Origin of the sequence: Vibrio sp. SSH13-20, from assembly GCF_040104475.1 — a bacterium.
GTDB lineage: Bacteria > Pseudomonadota > Gammaproteobacteria > Enterobacterales > Vibrionaceae > Vibrio > Vibrio harveyi.
In genome coordinates, this window is record NZ_JBECOU010000001.1 from 167,407 (window position 1) to 187,339 (window position 19,933).

The 19,933-nt window shown below is 46.0% G+C and carries 21 protein-coding genes and 1 pseudogene; 6 read left to right on the forward strand and 16 right to left on the reverse strand.

All coding sequences use genetic code 11. The annotated features are described in order from the left end of the window. Positions 1-9: 9 nt before the first annotated feature. Genes ABMY42_RS00825 through fliD form a run of 6 tightly spaced genes read right to left on the reverse strand, consistent with a single transcriptional unit; the run spans position 10 to position 4,394 of the window. On the reverse strand, positions 10-738 hold the full coding sequence (locus ABMY42_RS00825; RefSeq protein WP_005448669.1) for a FliA/WhiG family RNA polymerase sigma factor: 729 nt from the start codon (positions 736-738) through the stop codon (positions 10-12). 12 nt (positions 739-750) lie between these two features. Next, positions 751-1,260: a flagellar basal body-associated FliL family protein gene (locus ABMY42_RS00830; protein ID WP_005448671.1), complete on the reverse strand. Its 510-nt coding sequence runs from the start codon at positions 1,258-1,260 to the stop codon at positions 751-753. A 22-nt stretch (positions 1,261-1,282) separates the two neighbouring features. Further along, on the reverse strand, positions 1,283-2,350 hold the full coding sequence (locus tag ABMY42_RS00835; protein ID WP_349265861.1) for a flagellar hook-length control protein FliK: 1,068 nt from the start codon (positions 2,348-2,350) through the stop codon (positions 1,283-1,285). Further along, positions 2,347-2,667, reverse strand: coding sequence for a hypothetical protein (locus tag ABMY42_RS00840; RefSeq protein WP_005448673.1), 321 nt, complete (start codon positions 2,665-2,667; stop codon positions 2,347-2,349). Before ABMY42_RS00840 ends, ABMY42_RS00835 begins: the two co-directional genes overlap by 4 nt. Then, positions 2,651-3,037 carry a flagellar export chaperone FliS gene (gene fliS, locus ABMY42_RS00845; RefSeq protein WP_005448674.1) on the reverse strand — a complete coding sequence of 129 codons (387 nt, stop codon included), beginning with the start codon at positions 3,035-3,037 and terminating at the stop codon, positions 2,651-2,653. Before fliS ends, ABMY42_RS00840 begins: the two co-directional genes overlap by 17 nt. 19 nt (positions 3,038-3,056) lie before the next feature. Next, positions 3,057-4,394, reverse strand: coding sequence for a flagellar filament capping protein FliD (fliD, locus tag ABMY42_RS00850; protein WP_005448675.1), 1,338 nt, complete (start codon positions 4,392-4,394; stop codon positions 3,057-3,059). Between the two features lie 737 nt (positions 4,395-5,131). Here fliD and ABMY42_RS00855 point away from each other — a divergent pair. Further along, positions 5,132-5,419, forward strand: coding sequence for a hypothetical protein (locus ABMY42_RS00855; RefSeq protein ID WP_005448676.1), 288 nt, complete (start codon positions 5,132-5,134; stop codon positions 5,417-5,419). 436 nt (positions 5,420-5,855) lie between these two features. Here ABMY42_RS00855 and lafA read toward each other — a convergent pair whose 3' ends face one another. From lafA to ABMY42_RS00905, 10 genes and pseudogenes are all read right to left on the reverse strand, one after another. Next, positions 5,856-6,707, reverse strand: a complete 852-nt coding sequence (lafA, locus tag ABMY42_RS00860; RefSeq protein ID WP_005448677.1) for a lateral flagellin LafA — start codon at positions 6,705-6,707, stop codon at positions 5,856-5,858. A gap of 332 nt (positions 6,708-7,039) precedes the next feature. Then, positions 7,040-7,824 (reverse strand): annotated as a pseudogene (locus ABMY42_RS00865) (diguanylate phosphodiesterase). Beyond that, a complete protein-coding gene (gene flhA / locus ABMY42_RS00870; protein ID WP_005448679.1) occupies positions 7,817-9,907 on the reverse strand; it encodes a flagellar biosynthesis protein FlhA in 2,091 nt (696 codons plus the stop codon). Before flhA ends, ABMY42_RS00865 begins: the two are co-directional and overlap by 8 nt. A 31-nt stretch (positions 9,908-9,938) precedes the next feature. Next, complete coding sequence (flhB, locus tag ABMY42_RS00875; protein WP_047516189.1) at positions 9,939-11,066, reverse strand: flagellar biosynthesis protein FlhB; 1,128 nt, start codon at positions 11,064-11,066, stop codon at positions 9,939-9,941. Continuing rightward, the gene (gene fliR / locus ABMY42_RS00880) at positions 11,063-11,839 is read right to left on the reverse strand and encodes a flagellar biosynthetic protein FliR (protein ID WP_005448682.1); all 777 of its coding nucleotides are present in this window, start codon (positions 11,837-11,839) and stop codon (positions 11,063-11,065) included. Before fliR ends, flhB begins: the two co-directional genes overlap by 4 nt. After that, a complete protein-coding gene (gene fliQ, locus ABMY42_RS00885) occupies positions 11,839-12,108 on the reverse strand; it encodes a flagellar biosynthesis protein FliQ (protein ID WP_005448684.1) in 270 nt (89 codons plus the stop codon). The genes fliR and fliQ overlap by 1 nt, the downstream gene beginning before the upstream one ends. Positions 12,109-12,120: 12 nt before the next feature. Further along, positions 12,121-12,888: a flagellar type III secretion system pore protein FliP gene (gene fliP, locus ABMY42_RS00890; RefSeq protein ID WP_005448685.1), complete on the reverse strand. Its 768-nt coding sequence runs from the start codon at positions 12,886-12,888 to the stop codon at positions 12,121-12,123. 18 nt (positions 12,889-12,906) lie between these two features. Next, a complete protein-coding gene (gene fliN / locus ABMY42_RS00895; RefSeq protein ID WP_005448686.1) occupies positions 12,907-13,275 on the reverse strand; it encodes a flagellar motor switch protein FliN in 369 nt (122 codons plus the stop codon). Next, on the reverse strand, positions 13,272-14,090 hold the full coding sequence (locus tag ABMY42_RS00900; RefSeq protein WP_272760319.1) for a FliM/FliN family flagellar motor switch protein: 819 nt from the start codon (positions 14,088-14,090) through the stop codon (positions 13,272-13,274). Before ABMY42_RS00900 ends, fliN begins: the two co-directional genes overlap by 4 nt. A 389-nt stretch (positions 14,091-14,479) precedes the next feature. Next, positions 14,480-14,650, reverse strand: coding sequence for a hypothetical protein (locus tag ABMY42_RS00905; RefSeq protein WP_226982153.1), 171 nt, complete (start codon positions 14,648-14,650; stop codon positions 14,480-14,482). Here ABMY42_RS00905 and ABMY42_RS00910 point away from each other — a divergent pair. From ABMY42_RS00910 to ABMY42_RS00930, 5 genes are read left to right on the forward strand one after another with little or no spacing between them, the layout of a single operon-like run. Next, positions 14,607-15,491, forward strand: coding sequence for an OmpA family protein (locus tag ABMY42_RS00910; protein WP_349266097.1), 885 nt, complete (start codon positions 14,607-14,609; stop codon positions 15,489-15,491). The genes ABMY42_RS00905 and ABMY42_RS00910 overlap by 44 nt on opposite strands. Continuing rightward, positions 15,491-16,822, forward strand: a complete 1,332-nt coding sequence (locus tag ABMY42_RS00915; protein ID WP_026138187.1) for a sigma-54 dependent transcriptional regulator — start codon at positions 15,491-15,493, stop codon at positions 16,820-16,822. Before ABMY42_RS00910 ends, ABMY42_RS00915 begins: the two co-directional genes overlap by 1 nt. Before the next feature lie 15 nt (positions 16,823-16,837). Then, positions 16,838-17,194, forward strand: a complete 357-nt coding sequence (gene fliE / locus ABMY42_RS00920) for a flagellar hook-basal body complex protein FliE (RefSeq protein WP_005448690.1) — start codon at positions 16,838-16,840, stop codon at positions 17,192-17,194. A 3-nt stretch (positions 17,195-17,197) separates the two neighbouring features. Beyond that, positions 17,198-18,949, forward strand: coding sequence for a flagellar basal-body MS-ring/collar protein FliF (gene fliF / locus ABMY42_RS00925; protein ID WP_005448691.1), 1,752 nt, complete (start codon positions 17,198-17,200; stop codon positions 18,947-18,949). Continuing rightward, entirely contained in the window at positions 18,912-19,931 is a 1,020-nt protein-coding gene (locus ABMY42_RS00930; protein ID WP_005448694.1) for a flagellar motor switch protein FliG, read from the forward strand. The genes fliF and ABMY42_RS00930 overlap by 38 nt, the downstream gene beginning before the upstream one ends. Positions 19,932-19,933: the final 2 nt, after the last annotated feature.

Below are 19,933 nucleotides of genomic sequence, written 5' to 3' on the forward strand. Positions count from 1 at the left end.
TCGTGACTCCTAAGAGGACATTAATTGGTTAAGTTGTTTAAGCGCTTGTTTGTGCAACTGACAGATGCGAGGTGGTGTCAGGTCGAGCACGAGCGCGATTTCATGTAGGTTGAGTTCGTGTTGGTAAAACAAGGTCAGCAACAGTTGGTCTCGTTTTGGCATTTTGCCAAGAGCACTGTCTAAGCTACGACGTATATGTTCATGCTCCATACCGTCATATTGACCACCAAAGTGGCTGTCATTACCGCTTTCCATCAACTGATCGAGACTTTGCATTTCGCCTGCAAGCGCCGCGTTTTGACGGTTGTAGTAATCTTTCTCATCGGTGCCGAGGGCTTTGATGATCTCGGCATCGGTTGGCATTCTGCCGAGAGCACGCGTGAGATCTCGGGTCACGTCGTTCAGTTCATGCGCTTGCTGACGTGTCTTGCGCGATCGCCAATCCAATCGGCGTAGCTCATCGAGAATGGCACCACGAACACGACAAACGGCGAAAGCAGGGAAGTGCGGATCTTCCACATCCCCGTAACGACGACCCGCTTCAACAAGAGCAATCAGACCAATTTGTTGCATATCTTCGATGCTGCAATGAGACGTTGCATGAACACGCAGTTGGTTCACAACACGTTTGACCATGATCTGATGACGCTGCAATAGTGCATTCTCGTCAATCGGGCGAGACGGTGTGTTTACTTCCTCCGTCTCGGTATAACTTTCCTGTAAGTTCATCTCCAACATAGTTGTGCCCCGTTATTGCACAACGTATTTGGTTAGCAGAACATCATCGATATCACGCACGATGTCAGTTTTTGCGAATGCCAGTAGCAAGGTTTCTTTCACCTCACTTTGCAAAGTGTCGATAGCACCTGTTTGTTGTAGCTCATCGAATGTTTTATCGCTGAATAGCTTAAGCAATGAGTTCTGCACCATAGGCATGTAGTCATCGATGCTTTTGATGCGCTCAGGGCGACGTGTTTCTAAGGCTAGCTCTAACATTACAAAGTGCGTTTGTTTTTTACCTTTGATAGTCAATACCACTCTCTCCAACGGATGGAAGCTTGGTCCTTTACTCGTTGGTTGCTCGACCGCTAGAAAAGCCAGTGGGGAGTCCTCTAAATAATCGTTGAAACTGGACGCCGATGATACTGACTGTGCGCTTTTGTTTAGATACCAAATACCACCAATCACAGTGACTCCGGAAACGAGGGCACTGGTGATGATCATGGCGATAAACAGGGCGATCATTTGTTGTTTGGTCATAACCTTTTTCCTCGGTGATTCATTAGGCTTGAGTGTTTAGCCAATGCTCTGAATAGTTTGTTGTTGTATTAGATTGAAAGGTGTTGGATTCGCGAGCGGCAAAGATAGATGCCTCTTCTTGGTTGCCATCATGCGCGTGTCGCTCTTGACCTTGATCCGAGCCGACATTGACATCGACATGAACGAAGTTTTGCTCTTGAAGTTCCGTTCTTAAGCGTTCTGAAACTTGCATCAATGCTTCGCGTGTTACGGCGCTATTAGCGTTGATTTGCACGCTTAAGCGATCTCCCTCGACACGAACCAATAGATCCAACTTACCGAGTTCTGGCGGATCGAGACGAATCTTGGCTTCTTGCAGGTTCTGCTGTGCTTGCAACGTCACGCGGTCTTGAAGTACTTGCATCATCTGCTCACCCCATTTACCAGAACTGGTATCGACACGAACTGCCGCCCATTCCGACCCCTGAGCTTGGGTTGCTGCGAGCGGCGTCGTAGGATTGGTGTGCGCCGCATGAGCTGTCGGTGACTGCACTTGCGCATTAGCCGTCAAAGGCTGTCCCTGAACTGGCTGGTTAAGGAGTGTTTGCAAATCTGCTGCAGATACTTTGACCTGATTTGTGGCGCTAGCTTTAGCTATGCTTTGATTCTCTGACGTTGGCGTCGCCGCTCCCAGTGTAGAGTGTGGTTGAGTTGCCGTACTGGTTGCTTGCGTTGAGCCATTTATCGCTTTGGTCGTAACTTGACCAGATTCGCCTTGTTTGCCGGCTGCTTTCACCATGCCTTGCATCAGAGCTTGTGCTTGAGCTGCTAAATTGGCTGGTGTCGCTGGAGCTTGAGAACTGAGTAGGGCATCCACCGGGGCATCTTCAGAACTTGAACCTTGCTCGGTTGTTTCTGTATCGGCAGGCGCTTTAGGCAACGCTTGTGCATTCAAACGAAAGCCGGGTACAGGAACGTGACCGGATAGCGCTTCTTGCTGAGTTTGAGAAGATGATGCAGAAAACCCTTGCTCGGATCGTGCCTGCATTACTTTTCCATCTTGCGTTGGCTGAGAAGCAGCACCGCCAGAAATTGAATTGGTTACCATCATTGTGTTAGCTCCATGGTCATTGCAAGTTGATACGCCATGGCTCGCTCTTGCTGGTTACTCACCGAACTCATTTCTTGCTCTAGCTCGCTGGTGGCTTTTTCCAACGTAGTAAAAGCACTCGCGTGCACTGCTTTCGCTCGTTGGATTTCCGGCGCCAGTTTTGGATCTTTCAAGAATGGCTTGTGGCTAATAAGCAGCTCTCGCAACTGTAAGTCGTAGCGCTTGAGAGCTCGCCAATCAGCCGTTTTAGTGGCGATTTGGATCAGTTTTGACAAGTGGCGAAATCGCTCTGGCGACACTTTATGCTTGCTGTCCAAAATTCATCCAACCTTCTCGAATGTTACCCATGACACGTTCAACGTTGTCTAAACGTGATGTGTCGTTTTGTACGCTGGTGTAGAACAGCTCTACTTGGCAGAAGTCGTAAAGTTGGCGTAAATTGTCAGCAATTTCACCGCCGTTCTCTTCATCTAAAGCACTGCTTAATCCAATGAGGATGTTCATGCATTTGTTAATGCTTGCGCCTTTTTCCGCAAGTCGGTTGGCAGCTAGGTGACCACGTATACGTTCAACTTCATCGAGTAAGCCGTCGATTAACATGACAACGAGTTGATGTGGGTTTGCTGATGCAGCTTGCGCATCAAGATCGACTTGCTGGTACGAGTCGTAGCCGGAATCCATGAGCATGAGTAGTTCTCCTAAAGCCTTAACCAAACAACGACTGGGTTTGGTTCATTTGCGTCATTAACGTGTTCATTTGGGTAAATTGTTTGATGTAGCGTTTGTACGACATCTCGTACTTGCGCTCTAATGTGGTTTGCTTATCTTCGATGCGTCCAAGGTTGGCTTGTAGTGCATCTTTGCGAGATTTGAATGTGCCAGAGGAGAACTTCAGGAAAGGTTCAGCCATGTCATCCAGTGAATCTAGAAGTGCACCATCGCCGTTAAAGATGGATTCTAGTGCGGCACTGTTGCTCTTTTGAGCTTCGTTGAACTTGGTTTGATCGACTTTCATTTTTCCTGAACGGTCTAACGTAATGCCGATTTCACTCAAACGCATGCCGCCGTATTCACCACGAACTAGGCTCGTAACTTGGCTTTCGATAGAGCGCATGGTTGGATCACTAGCAAGTACGCCGCGTGCTTGATCTTCGCCGCCTGTTTTGGTGTATTCGTCGATGGTTGAAATCAATGAGTTATATGCTTCAACAAACTTATCAACTTGTTCTTTTGTGCCTTCTGAATCTGTGCCTACTTCAAGTGCAATCGGTGTTTCACCTGACTTTTGCGCTTTTGTTACTGTGAGGTCGACACCATCAATCACGCCTTCAAAAGTATTGCTCGCGTTAGTTAGCTTTAGACCACTGCTTTCTGCACCAAGCCAAATGACAGCGTCTTGAGGTTTACTAATCTCAGTCGTGCTAGTGAAAGCATTTTCAAACCATGCTTCACCAGTACCCGATGCACTCACATTGATTGTGTTTGCGACACCTGTTTTGGTGCTAGATAACATGAAGTGAGTTTGACCATTAGAACGCACAAGTGTGGCGTTAACGCCAGGGTTATCGGCATCGTTGTTGATTGCACTAACCAGCTCGGTCATGGTTGCTTTACCGTCACCGTCGCTATCAACGGTTGATAAGTCCAAGCTCATGCTTTCACCGTTGATGGTGAAATCTAAAGAACCCACAGCAGGGATTTCTGTCGATGCATCCAAGCTCGCAGGCATACCCGTAGAGATCTGGTGTGAGGTTGCAACTTGCTCAACGAAGATCTGATAGTTACCCACCAAAGCTTTAGCATCGGCGTCAGCAGTAAAAAAGCCTTCTTGAGATGTCGTAGCTTTGTTTTTGATAACGCTGTTGGTGCTGCTGTTCATCTCTTTAACGGCGGTGCGGAAGTCACGCAGAGCGGTTTCTACTTTGCCCAACGCCGTTAATTGAGATTGATACTTGTCTGTTTGTAGCTTGTAGCGTTGCTGAAATGGTTGAACATCTAACGTGGCGAATTGGGTTGCCATGCTTATTGGATCTAACGAACTCATGAGGTCGCTCCCTCTCTCATCTGTGGTTGGCACTGCGAGCTGTCGCAGTGCCACTAATAAATTGTCTATCGCAAGATGCGTGCCTAATGTTTAAGTCTATATAAAACAATGCATTACGATGATTTTGTGTAGTTGGGAGGAAGCGGATTTTCCACCTGTTGGTTCCGCTCTTCCCCTGAATACTCTTGGGGTTTCCCAAATAGAAGAGGCGACCAAAAATAGGCAAAGATTTAACGCAATACCCGAGTAACCTGAGAGGCTTGGTTGAGTGAGAATAAGTTGGGTATCGAGAGGAGAAAACGAGGCTATGAGGCTGTACGCATAGTGAGCGGATTTCGGGGTTTACTGCTAAGTGTTTCAGATTTTTCTGACCCTAATAAGAGAACTGTTTTTGCTATCTTATGCCCCTGCAATTTTTGTGGTTGCTATACCCAAGTAACCTCGAGATGCTAGGTTCAGCGAGACTGACTTGGTTTGTAGACGCGGCGGCGATTTAAAGGTTTAGTGGGTCTAAATCAAGAATCGACAACAAAGTATACAAGCCAAGGCAGCTCGCCCTTTGGGAGCGTGTCATTGACCCGATTGCTGCGTCAAACAACTTGGAAAGAGCTGGCTATTACACTGCGTTGCTTTCCTTGCTCTCGAATCAATGACAACGCTCTGAATCCTGCATCTTGAAGTCACTTGGGTATAACGTCCGGCTATTCCTCAATTAGATCCAAAAAAGAACGACAGTAATGAATGATTTTGTTTTTAGACTTATGAAGTGTGCCCGTGCATACGAAGCCTTCATTGGAACCAAACTACGCAGTAAACAGAGTATTAATGCTGAGGAGTTGGCGAGTATTCGTATTGAAGCGGTTTCGCGATTCCCTGAGCTTAAATCTTACCATCCGACTCATGGCGCGGAATCTGCGGAGCTTGAGCTGTTTAATAAGGTGCTGATCAACACCATGCTCAAAGCTGGATTTCGTGTCCCTGCCAATCAAAATAATGGTGCAAGTAGTATCTACATTCGTCGTTAATAAATCTTTTCGTGGCGGTTTTTCATTTATACCCAAGTAACCTCGAGATGCTAGGTTCAGCGAGACTGACTTGGTTTGTAGACGCGGCGGCGATTTAAAGGTTTAGTGGGTCTAAATCAAGAATCGACAACAAAGTATACAAGCCAAGGTCCCTTACTATTTACAAAGAGTGCTCTTTGGGAGCGTGTCTTTGACTCGCTTTTTTAGTCAAACAAATGGCCGCATCAAACAACTTGGAAAGAGCTGGCTATTACACTGCGTTGTTTTCCTTGCTCTCGAATCAATGACAACGCTCTGAATCCTGCATCTTGAAGTCATTTGGGTATAGGTATAAATCAACCCTATGTGAACGAAAAAAGCCTCCCGGATGAATGGGAGGCTTAGAGCTTTCAGACGAACTAAATGTTGTAACTTTTTAGTTAATAGAAGGGGACTATTAACGTAGTAGCGACATTGCCATACCAGGCAGTTGGTTCGTTTGAGAAAGAACCGTTGTACCAGCTTGCATAAGCATTTGGTTCTTAGTCATGCTTGAAGATTCTGCTGCGAAGTCTGCATCCATGATACGGCCTTTCGCTGCAGTAGTGTTCTCAACCATGTTACCAAGGTTAGTCATAGTGTGTTCTAGACGGTTGATGTTCGCACCGAAGTCTGCACGAGAAGAACCAATCTTTTCAACTAGACCAGCAGCGCCACTGATTTTATCAAGAGCTGCTTTCGCTTTAGCTGCGTCACCAACGCCGTCAGTGATTGCTGCGTCAGCTAGGATAGTAGTGATTTCACCAATACCAGTACTTGCGTCTACAGATAGTGTTTCAGCTGAAGATGAACCGATTTGGAATGATACTGCGCCTGCACCGAAGCCGCCGCCTTTAAGAAGGTTTTGACCACCGAACTTAGTGTTGTCAACGATGTTGTTAAGTTCTTTAGTTAGCTCTTGGAATTCTTTATCAAGAGATGCGCGGTCAGTAGCACTGTTTGAACCGTTCAACGACTGTGTTGCTAGGTCGTTCATGCGGTACACGATGTTAGTCATTTCGTCCATCGCGCCTTCCGCAGTTTGCATCATTGAGATGCCGTCTTGTGCGTTACGCATTGCTACGTTCATGCCACGAGTTTGTGCTTCTAGTCGGTTAGCAATTTGCAGACCTGCAGCATCGTCAGCCGCTGAGTTAACACGGAAGCCTGTGCTCAAACGCTCCATTGCAGTGTTTAATAGACCATTTGTGTTGTTCAGCGTGTTTTGCGTAACAAGTGAAGCGTAGTTAGTGTGCATAGATAAAGCCATCGTAAGTCTCCTTGGTTTTCAATATCTTTTCAGGCCTCGGGAATTTCCCTGCTCACTAACAAGAGGCGGTTAATTGGTTTTAATGATTAATTAGAAAGTTAAATATTTTTTCCAAATGGCTCATTTTGATGGTTTTTGGTGATGCCCATTCCAGAAAATCGCTGATTTAGACCCAGTAGACCGTTAAATCGCCATCGCATCTACAAACTAAGTCCTTCATGTTTACAAACCAAATCAACCTCGCTGAACCCATCGTCTCGACACGACTGGGTATAAAAAAGGGCGAACTCTAAATTTAGAATTCGCCCTTATTGTTCTACGGCATTCTTATTTTATTCGTCATCAAACGATTGAAAAGACAGTGACTGAAGTATCCGAAATAGTAACTCGCGCCTAATAAACGGTAGCGGTTGAGTTCTACTTGGCTTGCGACACGCCCTGCTACCCATGGGAATTGATTGCGACGTAGGAAACGAGCAATAGGCAAAAACGCATGTTGATCTTCTTTGTTTTCTATCGTCACAGATAACTTAATCATGTCTGGCTCGAAATCCACAATATGCTCAAAGTGAATTTGATTTGTCGCGATCTCGAACCAGAGTGCAAAGGCGTTTTCTTTGAGCTGCTCAACCAAAGTACCAACACATTCGTGTAAACAGAGCGTTTTATCTGCTTGCAGAGATGGCACGACATGTTGAAATCCTGCATTGTGAAACTGAATCATTTGCTCAAGAAAGTGCGCGCCAGGTTGCCAAAGCAGCGCATCAACATGAATTGGCACGACCACGTTGCTGATCAAATCGGGATGAAACGCTTCCAACTGAAATTGAGTTTGGCGAAGCGCGAGATACAAGCTGTAAAGATCTAAGCAAAACAGCATTTGCTCAGAAAGTTCAAATTGATACACGCTCTGCTCACCACGTGACCCAAAACGTAATGTGAGGTGTTGGTATTCCACCTCTCCGGTTTTCGTCTCACGAATTGCCTGACACGCATGCTGAATGTCATTGTGTTTGAGTGCATCAAACACCAATTTATCGTCTTCCGTGACAATGTGTTCCTCAGCAAGGCAACACAAATAGTCGTACATCGCTTTGTTTGAGATGAGATTATCCAAGGTTACCTACCACGTTGATTTGTTTGTTTTCTGGAATTTCATTGTAAGACAGTACTGCCAACCCTTGGGTAAAGGTGCGGGCATAACGTGCCAGCAATGGTCGCAGTTGAGGCATCACCAGTAAAATTGGTGGCAGACCTTGCTGCTTAAGTTGTTGACGAATCAAGGGTAAATTCTGTTGGAACTGTCCAAGAATGTTTGGTTCGATCGGGAAACTGTCTAGCATGACCGTACCTGCTGCTTGTGCTTGTTGCAGTGATGTCATCAACATCTGTTCGAGTTCGTCAGACAAGGCGTAGACGTTCAACTCGTTTTTCTGACCAGCAACTAAGTTGACCAAGGTGCGTTTGAGTGCGCAACGTACGTCTGCAGCAAGCAAAATTGGATCTTTGGTGTTTTCCGATGATTCCAACATGGTATTGGCGATGGTGCGAATGTCTTTTAGTGGCACTTGGTCAAGCAGAAGCTGACGATAAACCTTAAGTTGCTGGGCTGGTGTTAATGCTGCCGCTAACGCTTCAGCCAGTTTTGGCGCTTGTGCTGTAAGGCGTTGAGTCATGGCTTCTACGTCATCGTGCGTAAACAACTCTGCCAAATTGGTCTTCATGATCTTGCTGATGTGGGTGGCGATTACCGTACCATCGTCAACCACCTGATAACCCATATTCAGGGCTTTGGCTTTGTCTTGATGTTCAATCCAAACGGCTGGCAATTGGTAAGCGGGATCGCTTCCTAAAATACCATCAACTTCGCCATAGGTTTCACCAACAGCAATTGCCATTAAGCGTTCTGGTTCGATAAAGCCTTGTTCAATCACTTCACCATTTAGAGCGATGGTGTATTGATTTGGCTTTAAGCTTAAGTTGTCGCGGATACGGACTTCAGGCAGTAAGAAACCCACTTGTTCAGAGAGGTTGCGACGCACACCACGAATACGCTGTGCCAAAGGTGCACCTTGTTCTCTGTTGACCAAATGCACTAAGCGGTAACCTAGGGCAAGGGACAAAGTGTGAACGTGTGGAATATCATCCCAAGTTAGCGTGGTCTCTTCTTCTTGCATTGCATGAGAAAGCGCTTCTACTTGGTCAATTTGTGGGTCTTGGACGGGCTTTTTACTTTGTCGCCATCCAGCAAATGCCAATACTGCAGCAAAGGTGAAAAATGCCAAATGAGGCATACCTGGTACGATACCAATCACCACCATAATGCCAGCAACGGTGAACAAAGTTGCTGGTGTTGCCAGTAACTGCTTATGCATGGTTTCTGACATGCCATTGTCGCTGTCGTTGATACGAGTAACGATAATAGCAGCGGCAGTAGCAAGTAATAGTGATGGGATTTGTGCAACGAGACCGTCACCAATGGTCAGTAGGGCATAAGTCTTGAAGGCTTCGGAAGCAGGTAATCCGTGCTCGAATACACCAATACTGATACCACCAATGATGTTGATGAATAGGATCAGCAAACCTGCGACAGCATCACCACGAACGAACTTAGATGCACCATCCATTGAGCCGTGGAAATCGGCTTCGTTCGCGACTTCCTTACGACGCAGACGTGCAGTCTCTTGGTCGATCAAACCAGCATTGAGGTCGGCATCGATCGCCATTTGTTTACCTGGTAAGGCATCCAAGGTAAAGCGAGCGGATACTTCAGAAATACGCTCACCACCTTTGGTGATCACGACGAAGTTAATGATCATCAAGATGATGAACACCACCATACCAACGACATAGTTACCACCGATAACCACTTCACCGAAGGCTTGGATAACTTTACCTGCCGCATCTCCACCGTTGTGACCTTCAAGCAATACGATACGCGTTGATGCTACGTTCAGTGTTAAGCGTAATAACGTCGCGACCAACAAAATGGTTGGAAAAACTGAAAAGTCGAGTGGTCGCTTTGCTGTAGTGCTGACCAGCAATACCAGAATCGCTAAAACGATGTTGAAGGTAAACAGCGCATCCAACAGTAAGGGTGGTAGAGGCAAAATTACCATTGCCAAAACCATCAGCAAGACAATTGGAATTCCCATATAGCCTTTGGTGGAAGTTTGAAGTTGTTTTAACCGGTTAAACATACTCTCGTGTCCTTGGGTAAACGCGGGTTAATCAGTGTTGCAAATGCTTTGGAATTGAAAAGTGAGGCAAAGGTGTTGGTTCTTTTCCTTCCCCTTTACGAAAGGCTTTCAATTGCAAAACGTAAGTTAGAATGTGAGCCACAGCGATATAGAGCTGGCTCGGAATGGCTTGCTCAATTGCGGTGGTGTGATAAATCGAACGAGTAAGAGGCGGCGAGTTGATGATCTCGACCTTGTTCTCGCGAGCAATACGTTGAATGTGCATTGCGGTCTCATCGACGCCTTTTGCGACCACAAATGGCGCATCAGAAAGTGATGGCTCATATTTCAATGCGACGGCGTAGTGAGTCGGGTTAGTGATCACTACGTCTGCAGTTGGCACCATTTTGTCGATTTTACGACGAGCAAACTGTTGTTGAATTTGTCGAATACGTTGTTTGACTTCAGGGCGACCTTCGTTGTTTTTGAACTCTTCTTTGAGCTCTTGTTTGGTCATTCGTAGTTCCTTGAGGTGTTCCCAACGTTGGTAAGGAATGTCAATAACCCCAAACAGTAATAGAGCAAACCCCATCAGCAGTAGACCTTCGAACAAAATCGACATGATCAGAGAAAAACCTTGGCTCAATGGCAAGTTTTGCATACCAAGTAGCGGCTGCAAATGGTTGTCCAAGTAGCCATAGAGGATGCCGAAGATAACCAAAACCTTGAAGGTTGATTTCAACAGCTCAACGACTGAGCGAGTCGAGAAAATGCGCTTAATACCTGAGATAGGGTTGAGCTTGCTTAGCTTTGGCATCACGTTGGCTGGTCGAAACATCCAGCCACCTAGCACCATGCTACTGCCACAGGTCACAATGATGATCACCGTGAAAAGCGGTAACAGCATCTCAATAATGACAGCCAAACTTTGACCTAGGTGCTCGACCAACTGTTTTGGATTTTCTAAGTCCGCTTTAGTCAAGGTCATGTTGTAGCGGAATACGCCCGAGATGCTTTCCCAAATGCCATTCAGTTGAGAATAAAAGAACAGCGCTACCGCTAAAAATATCACAGCAGTCGTGAACTCTTTTGCGCGAGGAATCTGCCCTTCCTGGCGGGCTTTTTTTACCTTCTGGGGGGAGGCTTTCTCGGTTTTGTCTTGTGACGACTGATCGCTCATGAGCCCCCCAACATAAAGTTGTTCAGAAAACGAATCGTGTCATGCACCAATGCGGTGTAGCGGCTTGGCACGCCAGATACTGAAATCAAAACACTGAATAGACCTAATAACATGGTCATCGGGAAGCCGAGTGCATACACGTTAAGTGACGGGGCTGCTCGGTTCATCACACCAAAGCTGATGTTTGCAAGCAGCATGGACACGATAGCCGGTAGCGCTAAAGCAAGTGAAGAGGCAAACATCCACCCAAATATGTTGATAATGCCTTGAAGAGATAGAGCGGTAATACCTGAGCCGACCGGCCAAACGACAAAGCTCTGAATGACAATGTCGATAACCAACAAATGTCCTTCAAGTGCAAGGAACAGCAAAGTAGAAAAAATCAGAAAAATACGTCCAAGAATGGCGACCGAAAGTCCGTTCACTGGGTCATTCATCATCGCCATACCTAAACCCATCTGCAGAGAGATGACTTGACCAAGCATGGTAAAGACATTGAATAGCATATGCAGAATCAACCCAAACATCACGCCCCAGATTGCTTGCTCGAAAGCAAGAAACAGAGACGTCATAGAGAAGAGTTCGACTTCTGGCATGGGTGGCATCAGTGGAGCGGTGATCACCACAATAGAAAGGGCGAGCAAGCTGCGCACCCAAACAGGAATAAGTGCATCTCCGAAAAAAGGCATGGAGATAAACACCGCGCCCACACGGAAAAATGGCCACCAAAGTTGACCAAGAATCATGGACAATTCCGCGAACGAGATCGTCATTAGCCGATCATCCCCGGAATGTTGTGGAATAGGTAATCGAACAGCTCCATGATTTTTCGCAGCATCCAGTGACCTGCGAAAATCACCATAAGGAGTGTGACTAATAGACGCGGTAAGAAACTCAGTGTCTGTTCGTTAATCTGTGTTGCGGCTTGAAATACCGCAATACACAAACCAACAATCAAACCAGGTACAACAAGCACTGCCACCATCAAGATGATAAGCCATACTGCGTCAGAGAATAGAGTGACGGTTAATTCTGGTGTCATGATGTTCTCCCATCACCCAAAGCTGGCAGACAAGGTACCAACCGTCATCGCCCAACCATCAACAAGAACAAAGATGACCAGTTTAAAGGGTAGGGAGATGATCAGAGGTGACAACATCATCATACCCATTGCCATTAAGACACTAGCGACCACCAGATCGATGATCAAAAATGGAATAAACAACATGAAGCCAATTTGGAAAGCCGTTTTGAGTTCACTGATCACAAATGCTGGCAGTACAACAGCGAAAGAAATGTCTTCAACATTTTGATCTATTGGTTCATTCGCAATACGTAACATCTGCTCTAATGAGCTTTGGTGCGTCTGCGCTAACATAAAGCTTCTGACTGGCTTTTCAGCTACAGAAAACGCCTGAACCAAAGTAATTTCACCGTTGTCATAGGGCTTAAACGCATTGTCGTAAATGTCAGTCCAAACGGGACGCATAATTAGAATCGTCAGCGTCAAAGCAATACCCACCAACACTCGGTTTGGTGGGCTTTGTTGCAAACCTAAAGCCTGACGCAAAATTGCTAGTACGACGATAATACGCGTAAAGCTGGTGGCCATGAGGATAAACGCTGGCAAGAAGCTGAGTGCTGTCATGAGCAACAGAATCTGAAGCTTCACACTGTACTCTTGTTGTGTGTCGCCGTCGGAAACCGATAGGATCGTTAAGCCGTTGTCCGCCGCCATGGTTGGCAGTGCAAACAGTAATAAACCGAACACCACCATCGTCAGCAAAGATCGTCGACGCTGACAAACACTCAGAACATTCATTGCGCAATCCATCCGAACTTATCGACCTACACCGCTAAGTGCGGAGTCGTGTACATCAATAAGGCGAAGTCCATATTTATCGTTAACAACGACGACTTCTGCTTGTCCCATTAGCGACCCGTTAACTTTAACGTCTAGAGGTTCACCGTTGAGTTTATCAAGCTCAATGACGGTACCTTCACCAGCTTTCATCAAGTCACCTAACGGTATCTCTTTGCTCGCGACTTCAAGTGTTACGGTCACTGGAATGCTCTTGAAGAAACTCAAATCGCGCTCGGCAACAGGTTCAGCTTTAAAAGTTGGCTCAGTTTCAAAATCTTCCAACTGAAAATCATCAAAATTTAATTCATCGGCGTCGAATGCTGTGTTCTCTTGCGCTTCGCTCATCGCTGCGATTCCTTATCTGGGTTAAAAATCAAAACAAGCTGACCGTCTTGCTCGGCAACACGACCAGTGAAAAGGCTTTGGGGACCAATGCTGATAGGCACGGTATTTAGAAGCTCTATTGGCAAAATATCGTTAGGCTGTAGCCCCACAACGTCACTGAGCGCCATGGTTTTTTTGCTTAGCACGACGTTGAGACGAACGGGGGTGGATTCTAAAGAACGACAAAACGGCTGATACAGATCGGCATCGCTGTGCATTTCCAGCTGCTCAATCAGAGTTTGAATCATCGCACTGTCTAGCTTGAGGTGAATGGTGCCCTGATAGTCTTCAAACGCGATGGAAAGTTCGGCGTGTAAGCCAATCCCGCGTGGCGTTTCATACTCACAAAGTTGCCACATTTCTTGAGGAGCGAGCCAATTGGTGATGATTCGGCTAATTCGTTCTTGCAATCGTAAATCACTAGCGGTTAATGAGGTTGAACTGCGCTCTGTCGTTGCGCCGTAAAAACGGTCTGCTAACTTAATCAGAGTTTGCGAATCACCATGAACATACACCATGCCCTCATCTTGATGTTGGTAAGTGGACGTTTGGTCCTTATCCAACAGCGTTGGCGAGAACCGATGCAGCTCGACAGAAACTAAGCTCGCTTCGACTTTGTTTGAGCTGAGCCAATTTTGCAATTCATTTGTGAGGCTGGAACAGGATTCTGAAATCAAAATTTCGAGCTTTTCACGAATGATATGAATAGGTTTGCCTAATAATTCTACATCTAACAAATTGATGTCGGAAATAGGCTCGTTAACTTTGTTTTCCATCTATATTTTACCGTGCGTTAACAATCTAAACTGCTTCAACTTAATGGCGGCCAGTCTATACATAAAATTTAATGATCCTTTAGTGTCAACTTTGATTATTGTGACTTTAGTTCACATGTTGATTTGTAGGTAACTATATGCACTTTTAATGAAATTTAAAAAGAGTTAGGTTGTGGCTTATAAAATAGTTAATAAAAAATATAACAAGCGGAAGCTAAGATGGTGTTAATTCAACTATTTAGGGTTGAAAGATAATAAAATCATCTAACCTCATGCAATACAAACCATTTTTTGTTGGTCAAATTAAGTTTAAGTAAGAATGAACCCTGCTTTCGTGGGCGTTTGTTGACCAATTTTAATATTTCAGAATAGGGTCTTAATATGATTACCTATGCCAAATTTCCTAATTTGATGGCATATTTAATTAACCATTCTATGTCAGGGCTTTGTAAGATATACCTAGGCAGAAATGGCTTAATAATATTTTCAAGCTTATTTTCTATTGCACTATTAACCTTGTCTAATTCTTCAGTTGCTGGAGAAAAGATCACCATACCCATGGATCTTTCTAATTGGACATATAAAGGAAATAAGTTTGAGTGCAACTTGATGCATTCAAATATTCCACAGGGGAAGTTTTATTTCCTAGCGGAACCAAATAGCCAAATTTCGTTTATTGCAGATGTTCGAAATAACAACAATAAATGGAATAGCGCGGTGCTAAGTAGTGAGAATGCTCCATGGTCTAATGAGCTTTATACGAAAGATAGGGCGTTGGTTGAGTATAAATTGGCGACGAATCGGTTTAAGTTTAGCCATGGTGCAGATGCATTACTGGAGCAAGTTGCTTCAGGTCGTTGGGTGACATTGTCACTTGACGGAAGTAATCCTTCCGCTATTAGCGCTGTAACGTTACCAACTATCCGAATGCAGAGTGCATTGGAGTCCTTCAACCAGTGCCGCGCTCGTTTGCCTAAGCTTTCGTTTTCCCAAGCACGCGATATCAATCTGCCATTTAATTTTGGTCAAAAGCAATTAAGTGTTAAGCAATTAGACACATTGGCCGCCTTATACAGTTATGTGTCTGTCGATGAGCGCGTCACTAAGATTTTGATCGATGGTTACACCGATAATGTAGGCTCTCAGCTTGCAAATTTAAGCGTATCACGTCTACGAGCCCAGCAAGTCGCAGATGCCCTTGTTGCGCTAGGTGCTGAGCGCAGCATGATTGAAATTCGTGCCCATGGTGCTCGCTACCCTATCGCCAGTAATAACACGTCAGCCGGACAAGCCAAAAATCGCCGAGTCACACTAAGACTGGTTCGAGACAATGAACGTGTGATTGCGAAAAATCGCCCAGAAGTAAAACAACCCCAACAAGAGAAGGTAAAGGTTCAATGATGACGAAAACAGATATTTTGTTGGTTGAGCCAAATGAAAACCTTGCTCAACCAGTGTTGGGTGTACTTGAGAATGCAGGATATTCGACAAAACACAGCCGCACTGGTCGTAGCGCACTTTTGCAAGAGCGTGCTTGTATTACTCTGGTGAGTTCTAACTTGCCTGATATGTGTGTGCGTGAGTTTGTGGCATGTCATCAGAAGCAGCGCAATGCTGGTGTTGTGATCGCTGTTGTCGATCAAGAACAGGGCATCTTAGCTGCGGAAACAATGAAGTCAGGCGCGACAGACTACCTACTTCGTCCGTTCGAAACCAACCAATTACTGAATTTACTTAAGCGCGTAGAAGCTTTAGGTAAGCCATTGGCAAACATTGTGGCGGAATCATGGCGTAGCAAACAGGTGCTTCAATTAGCTCATCGCGCAGCATGCACTAATGCAAGCGTCCTTATTACTGGTGAATCTGGTACGGGTAAAGAAGTGCTTGCTCGTTATGTGCATGAGCAATCTCCAAGAGCGGATGGACCTTTTGTTGCGGTCAACTGCGCGGCTATTCCAGAATCTATGTTGGAAGCGGTGTTGTTTGGTCATGTAAAAGGCGCGTTCACCGGAGCAACAAACTCACAAAGCGGCAAATTCGAAGAAGCCAATGGTGGCACCATTTTGTTGGATGAAATCGGTGAGATGTCGCCAGCAGTGCAAGCGAAACTATTACGCGTACTTCAAGAGCGTGAGGTGGAAAGAGTTGGCAGTCACAAAGCAATTCAACTGGATATCCGAGTGATCGCGGCGACCAACAAAGACTTGCGTGAAGAAGTGCAAAAAGCCACGTTCCGTGAAGACCTTTACTATCGTTTGGATGTGCTGCCATTGCATTGGCCGCCGCTGCGTGAGCGCAAAGAAGACATCTTACCGATCAGCCAATTTTTCATCGAAAAATACCAAGATGGCAGTCGTTGTCATCTGTCCCAAGATGCGATTTCAGCACTGAGCCAATATCACTGGCCAGGCAATATTCGTGAACTCGAAAACGTTATTCAACGCGCTTTAGTCATGCGTCACGGTGATTACATTACCGCCCATGACTTGATGTTGCCGATTGAATTGTTAACACCAGTCCAGTCTGTTGAGCCTGTTTCAAGCTTTGGACATGTCGAAGCGAAGAAGCAAGCTGAGTTTCAATTTGTTCTAGATAAATTACGTCAGTTTGGTGGAAACCGAACCAAAACCGCAAACGCATTGGGTGTCTCTACCCGTGCGTTACGTTACAAGCTCGCGGCAATGCGCGAGCACGGTATTGATCTACAGTCGGCGCTTGGCTCGGCTGCCTAAAAGGGGAAAACAAAGATGGCAAGTCAACCAACCAATGCGGTTTCAGCAGAGCAGCTAATGCTGTCAAAAATGGAGGTGATGCGAACACAAGCTCAACCTCCGGAATTTGTGGTAAGTGCAAACCCACTTGATCAGAAAACCTTGAATACTCCAATTTCTTTTTCACAAGCGATGACGAACGTGCTCGATACGGTCAATCAACATCAGTCAGTCGCAAGCCAGAAAATGACGGCTGTAGAAACTGGGGCAAGTGATGATTTGGTCGGGGCAATGATTGCAAGCCAAAAGGCGAGTCTCTCATTCAATGCTTTGATGCAAGTGCGCAACAAAGTCGTGATGTCATTTGAAGATATTATGAAGATGCCGGTGTAATACATGTCAGAACTATCCACTCAAGTCGCCGGTACTTCTGCAATGCATACTGGCACCACTCAGTCATTCTCTTCAAGCAATGGAATGGATGACGTTACAAACAAAATCAAGCAATTGTGGTCAAGCAGCCAACGCAACCTGGTGTTGTCTGCTGTATTGGCTGCTATTGTTGCCGCGCTCATTGTGGTCGCGCTTTGGAGTTCTTCTCAGAGCTTCCGTCCTCTATATAGCCAGCAAGAACGCTTTGATATTGGCGAGATTGTGTCGGTATTAGAAACGGAAGGCATCAGCTACCGTATGCAAGAGCAAAATGGACAAGTGCTGGTTCCTGAAGGTGAGGTTGCACGTATCCGTATGCTTTTGGCTTCAAAGGGGGTAAAAGCGAAGCTGCCAACGGGTCTTGATTCATTAAAAGAAGACAGTTCTCTTGGTACCAGTCAGTTCATGGAAACTGCACGCTACCGTCATGGTTTAGAAGGTGAGTTAGTACGTACTATCATGTCTCTAAACTCAGTCGCAAACGCACGTGTGCACCTTGCTATTCCTCGTCAAACCCTGTTTGTACGTCAAAATACGGAAAACCCGTCGGCTTCGGTCATGCTAGAGCTTAAACCGGGTGAAGACCTTAAGCCTGAGCAAGTTGAAGCGATCATTAACTTGGTGGTTGGCAGTGTGACGGCAATGAAGCCGGAGTTTGTCTCTGTCGTTGACCAATACGGTCGCCTATTGAGTGCAGACGTTGCTTCTGCTGAAGCTGGCAAAGTGAACGCCAAATACCTTGAATATCAAAAAAACGTTGAGAAACAGATCATTCAACGTGCCGCTGACATGCTGACCCCAATCGTGGGACCAAGTAACTTCCGTGTTCAAGTCGCGGCAGATATGGATTTCAGCCAAGTTGAAGAAACGCAAGAAATCCTAGACAACGCTCCAGTGGTCCGTAATGAGCATACGATTCAAAATAACTCAATCGACCAAATCGCTCTTGGTATCCCTGGTTCATTGAGCAACCAACCGCCAGTCACCGGTGAAACGCCAACGAATGACAGCCAGAACTCAAACGCGCGTTCGGAGATCAACCGTCAATACGCAGTGGGTAGCAGTGTTCGTCGTACTCAATACCAACAAGGTCAGATAGACAAATTAAGTGTTTCGGTCTTGCTGAACTCACAAGCGGCGCCGGATGGTGTGGCTTGGAGCGAAGCCGATAAAACGCAAATTTCGACCATGATCATGGACGCAGTTGGTATCTCAAACGCTCGTGGTGATAGCTTGAGCCTTATGAGCTTCAACTTCACTCCAATCGAGATTGACGCGCCGCCGGCAATGCCTTGGTGGCAAGACCCGACGGTACAGCAGCCTTTGCGTTACGTGATTGGTGGAATGTTGGGTTTGGCGATGATCTTCTTTGTTCTTCGTCCGCTTATCATGCATCTCACAGGTGCAGACAAACCTGCTCCTGAGCTGGAGTTTGCTGAGCCACAAATCGAACCGGATTACGACAACCTACAAACTCGTGAAGAGCGTGAGCGTGAAGAAGTGCTTAATCGCAAACTATCAGAGAAAGGGATTGCCGTTTCGTCTGGATTGGATGTTAACAGTGACATGTTACCGCCAGCAGGCTCTCCACTTGAGATTCAATTGAAACACCTACAGCTTATTGCCAACGAAGAGCCAGAGCGTGTAGCCGAAATTCTGAAACAATGGGTAAACATCAATGAACACAGCGCCGTTGACGTCAAAACAGACGCTTAGTTATGTAGAACAAACCGCCCTTGTGCTACTGGGGATGGGAGAGGACGCGGCTGCAAAAGTGCTGCAAAACTTTACTCGTGATGAAACCCAGCGTGTGACTCGCGCAATGGCGAAGTTGAATGGCATCAAAAGTGATTCTGCTCGTGGTGTCATCCAAAACTTTTTTGAAGATTTCCGAGAGCACAGCGGCATTCGTGGCGCGTCGAAAGAATACTTGTCCAATACGCTACGTAAAGCGTTAGGTAACGATTTGGCAAAGGGGTTGCTCAACAACCTGTATGGCGATGAAATTCGCAATAACATGCAGCGTTTACAGTGGGTAGAGGCGGAAACGTTGGCACGATTTATCGTCAACGAGCACCCACAGATGCAGGCTATTTTCTTAGCTTATCTACCGGCGGACAGTTCTTCAGCCGTATTGAAGCACCTGCCGCAGGATTACCATGATGAGATCTTGTTCCGCATTGCTCAGTTGCAAGATATCGATCACCAAGTTGCGAACGATTTGCACGAGCTTGTAGAGCGTTGCATTGACAAGGTTTCTGCTAGTCAAACCACGCCTTTGTCTGGTGTGAAGCAAGCGGCAGACATCATTAACCGATTTGAAGGTGATCGCGCGTCCTTGATGGAAATGCTCAAACTGCACGACGAGGATGTTGTGAATGAAATCGAAGAGAACATGTTCGACTTCATGGTGCTGGGTCGTCAGCGCGAAGAAACCATGGATGCACTGGTTCAACAGATCCCATTGGAATTGTGGGCTGTGGCATTGAAAGGCTCCGAGATTACTATGCAGCAGGCAATCAAACGTTCTATGCCTCAACGTATGGTTAAAGCGCTAGAAGACGATATGGAACTGCGCGGCGCCGTGGTATTGAGCCGAGTGCAGCGTGCACGTCAGGACATTATGCAGCTAGTTCGTGAGCTCGATGAGTCGGGCGAAATTCAACTGCTACTTTACGAAGAGCCAACGGTGGAGTAACG